This is a genomic window from Amycolatopsis sp. NPDC051061 (assembly GCF_040682935.1).
GTDB lineage: Bacteria > Actinomycetota > Actinomycetes > Mycobacteriales > Pseudonocardiaceae > Amycolatopsis.
In genome coordinates this window covers 1-7,143 of record NZ_JBFBBZ010000108.1, presented here as the reverse complement: position 1 = coordinate 7,143, position 7,143 = coordinate 1, and the positions used below count along the sequence as shown (strand labels likewise).

General features: G+C 73.7%; 7 protein-coding genes. All 7 read left to right on the top strand.

The genetic code is table 11. The annotated features are described in order from the left end of the window. Positions 1 to 114: 114 nt before the first annotated feature. The 7 genes from AB0N03_RS51690 to AB0N03_RS51660 all read left to right on the top strand — a co-directional run bounded on the left by AB0N03_RS51690 (position 115) and on the right by AB0N03_RS51660 (position 7,041). Complete coding sequence (locus AB0N03_RS51690) at positions 115 to 1,605, top strand: argininosuccinate lyase (RefSeq protein WP_364388865.1); 1,491 nt, start codon at positions 115 to 117, stop codon at positions 1,603 to 1,605. Continuing rightward, complete coding sequence (locus tag AB0N03_RS51685) at positions 1,602 to 1,787, top strand: MbtH family NRPS accessory protein (protein WP_364388863.1); 186 nt, start codon at positions 1,602 to 1,604, stop codon at positions 1,785 to 1,787. Before AB0N03_RS51690 ends, AB0N03_RS51685 begins: the two co-directional genes overlap by 4 nt. A gap of 16 nt (positions 1,788 to 1,803) precedes the next feature. Beyond that, positions 1,804 to 2,919, top strand: coding sequence for a GntG family PLP-dependent aldolase (locus tag AB0N03_RS51680; RefSeq protein WP_364388861.1), 1,116 nt, complete (start codon positions 1,804 to 1,806; stop codon positions 2,917 to 2,919). A 96-nt stretch (positions 2,920 to 3,015) separates the two neighbouring features. Beyond that, entirely contained in the window at positions 3,016 to 3,600 is a 585-nt protein-coding gene (locus AB0N03_RS51675) for a hypothetical protein (protein WP_364388859.1), read from the top strand. A gap of 81 nt (positions 3,601 to 3,681) precedes the next feature. Then, on the top strand, positions 3,682 to 4,716 hold the full coding sequence (locus AB0N03_RS51670; RefSeq protein WP_364388856.1) for an ADP-ribosylglycohydrolase family protein: 1,035 nt from the start codon (positions 3,682 to 3,684) through the stop codon (positions 4,714 to 4,716). Continuing rightward, positions 4,664 to 6,136 carry a cytosine permease gene (locus tag AB0N03_RS51665; protein ID WP_364388854.1) on the top strand — a complete coding sequence of 491 codons (1,473 nt, stop codon included), beginning with the start codon at positions 4,664 to 4,666 and terminating at the stop codon, positions 6,134 to 6,136. The genes AB0N03_RS51670 and AB0N03_RS51665 overlap by 53 nt, the downstream gene beginning before the upstream one ends. Further along, a complete protein-coding gene (locus AB0N03_RS51660; RefSeq protein ID WP_364388852.1) occupies positions 6,133 to 7,041 on the top strand; it encodes a PfkB family carbohydrate kinase in 909 nt (302 codons plus the stop codon). The genes AB0N03_RS51665 and AB0N03_RS51660 overlap by 4 nt, the downstream gene beginning before the upstream one ends. Positions 7,042 to 7,143: the final 102 nt, after the last annotated feature.

Below are 7,143 nucleotides of genomic sequence, written 5' to 3'. Positions count from 1 at the left end.
CCGCGCCCACGTCGCGAATGACTCATTCGGGGCGCCGGTGGTCGCGAATGAGTCATTCGCGACCTCCGGGCGAGCCCCCGTAGCCCACCCGGACACCCCGGAAGGAGCACCCCGATGACCATCGCCCCAGGCGGAACCGGCCGGCTCACCAGCACCGTCTCCGCCGCGGCCAGGGAGATCCTCTTCGACCGCGACACCGCCCCCGCCCCCGATCCCGTCGCCGCCGAGCTCGGCCTCATCAGCCAGGTCGACCGCGCCCACGTCGTCATGCTCGCCGAACGCGGCATCGTCGACCGCGCCCGGGCCGGCCAGCTCCTCCACGGCATCGAAAGCCTGCGGAAACAAGGCTTCGCGCCGCTGCACGACGTCCCCGCGCCCCGCGGCCGCTACCTCGCCTACGAATCCCACCTCATCGACACCCTCGGCGCCGAGGTCGGCGGGATCCTCCACAGTGGACGATCGCGCAACGACCTCAACGCCACCGTCGTCCGGCTGCGGCTGCGCGAACCGCACGAACGCCTGCTCGCCGAGTCCGACGCCCTCGGCCGCGCCCTGCTCGAGCGGGCCCGGCGCTGGGCCGGCGTCACCATGCCCGCCTACACCCACCACCAGCCCGCCGTCCCGATCACCTACGGCCACTACCTCGCCGGCGTCGCGAGCGCGCTCGTCCGCGACGTCGAAGGCCTCTGGCAGGCCGGCGCCGAGCTCGACCAGAACCCGCTCGGCGCGGGCGCGGCCGGCGGCACGTCGCTGCCGGTCGACCAGGACCGCACCACCGCGCTGCTCGGCTTCACCACCCCGATCCCGAACTCGCTGCACGCTGTGGCGTCGCGGGACTTGGTGCTGCGCCAGCTTTCCGCGGCCACTGTCCTCGGCGTGCTGCTGTGCCGCGTCTCCCACGACTTCCAGGCGTGGACCAGCGCCGAGGCCGGGCTGCTGCGGCTGGCCGACGACGTCGTCGGGTCCAGCTCGATGATGCCGCAGAAGCGGAACCCGTTCCTGCTGGAGCACGTCCAGGGCCGCGCGCTGGCCCCGCTCGGCGCGTTCACCGCGTCGGCGAGCGCGATGGCGACGGCCCGCTTCACCAACGCCATCGCCGTCGGCACCGAAGCGGTGGCCCCGGCGTGGTCGGCGCTCGAAGCCGCGACCGACGCCGTCGTGCTGCTGCGGCTCGTCGTCGAGGGCGCCGAGCCGGTGCCGGAGCGGATGTACGAACGCGCCGTCGACGGCCAGACCGCGGCCACCCACCTCGCCGAACGGCTGGTCGACGCCGGCGTCCCGTTCCGGCAGGCCCACCACGAAGTCGGCGCCATCGCCAAGGAAGCCCTCGACCACGACCTGCCACTGCACGACGTCGCCCGCGTCCGGCTGGCCGGGCAGCCCGAGCACGTCCTCGCCGCGCTCGACCCGGCCGAGGTCGCCCAGCACGCGGCGCACGGCGGGGGCCCGGCGAGGGAGTCCGTGCTCGCCGCCATCACCGAAGCCGAGACGACGTTCGCCCGGATCCGCGCCGCGGCCGAGGAACGCCGCTGGCGCTGGAGCCAGGCCGAGGTCGGTCTCGACGACGCCGTCCGATCCCTCCTCGACCCCCGGAGCCTCCCGTGACCTTCACCGTCGTCCGCAACGACGAAGACCAGTACTCGATCTGGCCCGCCGGCCGCGCCCTGCCGCCGGGCTGGCTGAGCGCCGGCGTCACCGGCAGCCGCGAGGAGTGCCTCGCGCACATCGACACCGTCTGGACCGACATGCGCCCGCGGAGCCTCCGTGAACGCATGGCCACCCGCTGACCCCCAGGAGCCTGTTGTGACCACTTTCGCCGACGACCTCGCGACCCTCCGCCCGGAGCCCGCGTCCACCCAGGACACCTACGTCGAGCTGCGCAGCGACACCTTCACCCTGCCGACGCCCACGATGCTGGAGGCCGCCGCGCGCGCCCCGCTCGGCGACGACGTCTACGGCGAGGACCCGACCGTGGACCGCCTGGAGCAGCTCGCCGCCGAGCTGCTCGGCAAGCAGGCCGGCTGCCTGATGCCGAGCGGCACCATGGCGAACCTGACCGCGCTGCTGGCGCACTGTCCGCGCGGCGGCAAGGCGATCGTCGGGCACGAGTCCGATGTGTACGTCTACGAAGCGGGTGGCGCGTCGCTGTGCGGCGGCATCGTCTACGACCCGCTGCCGAACCTGCCGGACGGCACGATCGACCCGGCGGCGATCGCCGAGGCGTGCGCGGTCGACCGCAGCGACCCGCAGATCGCGCCGCCGGCGGTGCTGAGCCTGGAGACGCCGCAGAACCGGTGCGGCGGGCTGCCCCTGCAGCTGGACTACCTCAGCGAGGTGTCCCGGCTGATCCGCTCGCACGGCGTCGCCCTGCACCTCGACGGCGCCCGGCTGTTCAACGCGGCCGTCGCGCTCGGGGTCAGCGCGGCGGAGGTCGCCAAGCACGCGGACACGGTGCAGATCTGCCTGTCGAAGGGGCTGTGCGCGCCGATCGGCTCGGTGCTGGTGGGCGACCGGGTGACGATCGCGGCGGCGCGCCGGATGCGCAAGATGCTCGGCGGCGGCATGCGCCAGGCGGGGATGATCGCGGCGTGCGGGATCGTGGCGCTGACGGACATGACCGAGCGCCTGGCCGACGACCACGCCCGCGCGGCGCGCCTGGCCCGGGGTCTGTCGCGCATCCCGGGCGTCCGGCTGGACCCGGGGCCGCCGCTGACGAACATGGTGTTCTTCAAGGTCCGCGACGACCGCTACACGACCCGGACGCTGATCGAGGCGGCCCGCCGCCGCGGCGTCCGGGTGGAGGAGCTGGGCACCGACCGCGTCCGCGCGGTGACCCACGCGGGCGTCGACGACGACGCGGTGGACCGCGCGGTCTCGGTCTTCGGCGACCTCCTCGGCCACGACGCGCTGGTGCGGTGAGTCCCGCCGGGCCGGGGCGGCGGCGCCCCGGCCCGTAAGGGGTTCCTAATCCTTGATTCGCCGGTTCGGCGGCCGGCCGGGGCTAGGGTCGCCCGGGTGTCCAAATCACTGCGGGCCTTCCTCGTCGCCGTTCCCGGGCTGCTGCTGGCCGGGTTCGGCGCGGTGCACCCCGCGCAGCTCGACGCGGCGACGGCGCCCTGGTGGACGACGCTGCACATCATCCTGCTGCCGGTTTTCCCGCTGCTCGCGGTCGCGCAGTGGTACCTGCTCAGGGAGGCGCCGCCGTGGTTGCGGTGGCCAGGGTGGGTGGCGGCGTTCGGGTACGCGGCGTTCTACGGCGGGCTCGACGCCGTCGCGGGGATCGCCGGGGGCACGGTGGTCCACGCCCAGCACGGCGCGACTCCGGTCGTCGGGGCGGTGTTCACGGCCGGCGACCTGGTCGGGCACATCGGCGCGGCCTGCTTCCTCGTGGCCAGCGCGGTGATCGTCGTCGCGGCGAACCTGCGCGCGGGGTGGTGGGCGGTGCCGGGCGGGGTGGTGCTCCTGCTCGCGAGTGTGTCCTTTCTGGACAGTCACATCTTCTGGCCGCGGGGCGTGGTCACGATGCTCGGCGTCGCGGCCGGGATGTCCTGGGTGTACTTCGCCGGCGAGCGGGGTGCGGAGCTGGGCAGAACGCGCTGAGTCGTGCTCACCCGGCCTTGGGCTTGACATGCCCGCCACCGCCGCTGTACATGTTTGTACATGTTCACTCGACGGTCGCCGATGCGAGAGCGTGCGCTCGGCGCGTTCTACGGTCTCGCGATCGGCGACGCCCTCGGCATGCCGACGCAGTCGATGTCGCGCGCGGCCATCGCCGCCGCCTACGGGCCCATCCGCGGCTTCGTCGACGCCGTCGCCGAGCAGCCGATCGCCCCCGGGATGCCCGCCGGGTCGATCACCGACGACACCGAACAGGCCGTGCTCGTGGCCCGGCTCGCCATCGACGGCGACGGCCGGATCGATGCCCACGACTTCGCCGAGGCCCTGCGTGAGTGGGAGGCGGACATGATCCGCCGCGGGTCGCTCGACCTGCTCGGCCCCTCGACCCGGCGTGCCCTCGACCGGCTCGACGCGGGCGCCGACGCCGAGGAAGCCGGCCGGGACGGGGCCACCAACGGCGCCGCCATGCGGATCACTCCCGTCGGCATCGCCACTCCGCTGGGCGAGGGGTTCCTCGACGCCGTCGTCGCGGCCAGCCGCGTCACCCACAACACCGGGCTCGGGATCGCCGCGGCCGCCGCGGTGGCCGCCGCCGTTTCCTCCGGCGTGGCCGGTGCCGACCTCAAGACCTCCCTGGACGAAGCCGAGCAGGCTGCCGCCGAAGGCGCGCTGCGCGGGCACTGGGTCGCCGGCGGGGACATCGCGGCCCGCATCGCCTGGGCGCGCGGCTGGGTGCGGGGCCTGGGCCGCGCCGGCCTGGCCGACGCGCTCACCCGGGTCATCGGGACGTCGGTCGCCGCGCAAGAATCCGTGGTCGCCGCCTTCGCGCTCGCCGAAACCCTCGGCGACGACCCGGCCGCGGCCCTGACCCTCGCCGCCGAGATCGGCGGCGACACCGACACCGTGGCAGCCGTGTGCGGAGCGATCCTCGGCGCACACCACGGGATTTCCGGACTGCCCGCCCACCTGGTCGATAAGGTGCGCGCGGTCAACCGGCTCGACTTGGCCGTCATCGTGGACGGCCTCCTGCAGGTGCGAGGTAACGATGGTCGAATCAGCTCAGGTCCCCGGCACGGGCGCCGCGGACACGGTGGCTAGCCCGCAGCGGTCGGGAGCGCTGGAAACCCGCGGCATCGAACCTGTGCCCGCGGGCGAGCGCCACGGGCACCCGATGCAGCTGTTCTGGGTGTGGTTCGCCGCGAACATCAGCATCCTCGGGCTCCCGCTCGGCGCGACGCTGGTCGCGGTGCAGCACCTGGCGTTCTGGCAGGCGGCCATCGTCGCGGTGCTCGGCGCCGCCGGGTCGTTCGCGATCGTCGGCGTGGTCTCGATCGCCGGTCGCCGCGGTGGCGCGCCCGGGCTCACGCTCTCGCGGGCGGTGTTCGGCGTCCGGGGCAACATCGGGCCGACCATCGTGTCGCTCGTGTCCCGGCTCGGCTGGGAGACGGTCAACACGACGACCGCCGCGTTCGCGTTCCTCTCCCTCTGCGCGATCCTGTTCGGCGCGAACGCGGACGCGAAGGCGTCTCCGGTGCTGACGATCGCGGGCGTGGCGGTGTTCGTCCTGCTCACGGTGACGGTCTCCGGTCTCGGCCATGCGGTGCTGGTCGCCGTGCAGCGCTGGTCGACGTGGATCTTCGGCGCGCTCAACGTCGTCGTCGCGGTCAGCCTGCTCACCCGCATCCACTGGGGCCAGGTGTTCGCCGCTTCGCCGGCGCCGGTCGGCGCGATGATCGCCGGCGTCGGCACCATCGCCGCCGGGACGGGCATCGGCTGGGCCAACGCCTCCGCCGACATGTCGCGTTACCAGTCGCCCACCGTGCGGGCGGGGTCGCTCGTCGCCTCCGCCGCGGCGGGCGCGGGCATCCCGTTGGTGCTGCTCATCTCGCTGGGCAGCCTGGTCTCGGCCGACGATCCCTCGCTCGCCTCGGCGGGTGACCCGGTCGCGGCCATCCGCGAGCTGCTGCCGAGCTGGATGGCGGTGCCGTACCTGATCGCCGCGTTCGGCGGGCTGCTGCTCTCGAACCACCTGTCCGTGTACTCCGCCGGCCTCACCACGCTGACCCTGGGCATCCGGCTCAAGCGGGTCTACGCCGTGGTGGTCGACATCGTCGTGACGTTCCTCGGTTCGCTGTACTTCATGCTCGTGGCCGACGGGTTCTACGGCCCGTTCATCGCGTTCATCAGCCTGCTGGCGGTGCCGATCACGGCGTGGGTCGGGGTGTTCGTCGTCGACATGGTGCGCCGGCGGGACTACGACCCGGCGGCGCTGATGAACGTCCACCGCACGAGCGCGTACTGGTACCGCGCGGGCTGCGAACCACGCGCCCTGCTGGCCTGGGCCGCGGCCATCGTCGCCGGCTACCTGTTCACGACGGCCGGCACCGGCGACGACGCCTGGTTCACCGGACCGCTGGCCGGCACCTGGCTCGGCGCCAACGGACTCGGCTGGATCGTCACGTTCGCCGTGGGCGCCGGGTTGTACGCCGCGCTCGGTGGTGCGAGGATCCGTCGATGACCGGCCGGCTCGTCCACACCGGACAGGCCATCGTCGACCTCGTGATGCGGGTCGAGGCGCTGCCGCCCCCGGGCGGTGACGTGCTCGCCTCGGACGTCCGCTTCACCGCGGGCGGCGGCTTCAACGTGATGGCCGCCGCGGCCCGAGCCGGGGCGGAGGTCGTCTACGCGGGGGAGCACGGCACCGGGCGCTTCGGCGACCTGGTCCGCGAAGCCCTGGCGGCCGAAGGTGTCGAGCTCGTCCAGCCGCCGGCCGGTTCGGACACCGGGGTGTGCGTCGTCCTGGTCGACGCGGCGGGCGAACGGACGTTCATCACCGAGACCGGCGCCGAGGGCACGCTCACGGCCGAGCACCTGCGCCGGGTGCGGCCGCGGGCCGGTGACCTGGTGTACGTCACCGGGTACAGCCTCCTCCGGAAGTCGAACCGCGACGCGCTGCTCGAGTGGCTGCCGTCGATGGGGGAGCACCGGGTGCTGCTGGACCCCGGTCCGCTCGCGGCAGACGTGGCCCCCGACGTCTGGGGTGCCCTGCTGCCGTACGTCGACATCCTTTCGTGCAACGCCGCCGAGGCTTTGACGATGTCCACTGTGGACGGCGTCGAGGCCGTCCCGGTGCGGGTCACGCGCTTTGGCGCTCAGGGCTGCGATGTCGTGGAGAACGGGGTGACCGTGCGCGTCCCAGGGTTCCCGGTCGACCCGGTGGACACGAACGGCGCGGGCGACGCCCACTCCGGCGTGCTGGCGGCGGAACTGTTGCGCGGGCAACCGCTGCTCGTCGCGGCCGGACGCGCGAACGCCGCCGCGGCGATCGCGGTCGGGCGGTACGGCCCGGCGACGAGCCCGTCCCGCGCGGAGGTCGACGAACTCCTGGCGAGCCAGGAGGAACCCGGTCAGCGGGGGTACTAGGAAAAGTGAGCCGTTCCAATGTGGCCTTGGTTGCGTCTGACGCACCCAAGGCGGCCTTCGGTGCGTTGAACGCACCGAAGGCCACCTTGGGGCGCTTGCCTG

What these genes read in the sequence shown, in the direction of transcription:
- AB0N03_RS51690 (WP_364388865.1), top strand. Translation starts at nt 115, where the DNA reads ATGACCATCGCCCCAGGCGGAACCGGCCGGCTCACCAGCACCGTCTCC.
- AB0N03_RS51670 (WP_364388856.1), top strand. Translation starts at nt 3,682, where the DNA reads ATGCGAGAGCGTGCGCTCGGCGCGTTCTACGGTCTCGCGATCGGCGAC.
- AB0N03_RS51665 (WP_364388854.1), top strand. Translation starts at nt 4,664, where the DNA reads ATGGTCGAATCAGCTCAGGTCCCCGGCACGGGCGCCGCGGACACGGTG.
- AB0N03_RS51660 (WP_364388852.1), top strand. Translation starts at nt 6,133, where the DNA reads ATGACCGGCCGGCTCGTCCACACCGGACAGGCCATCGTCGACCTCGTG.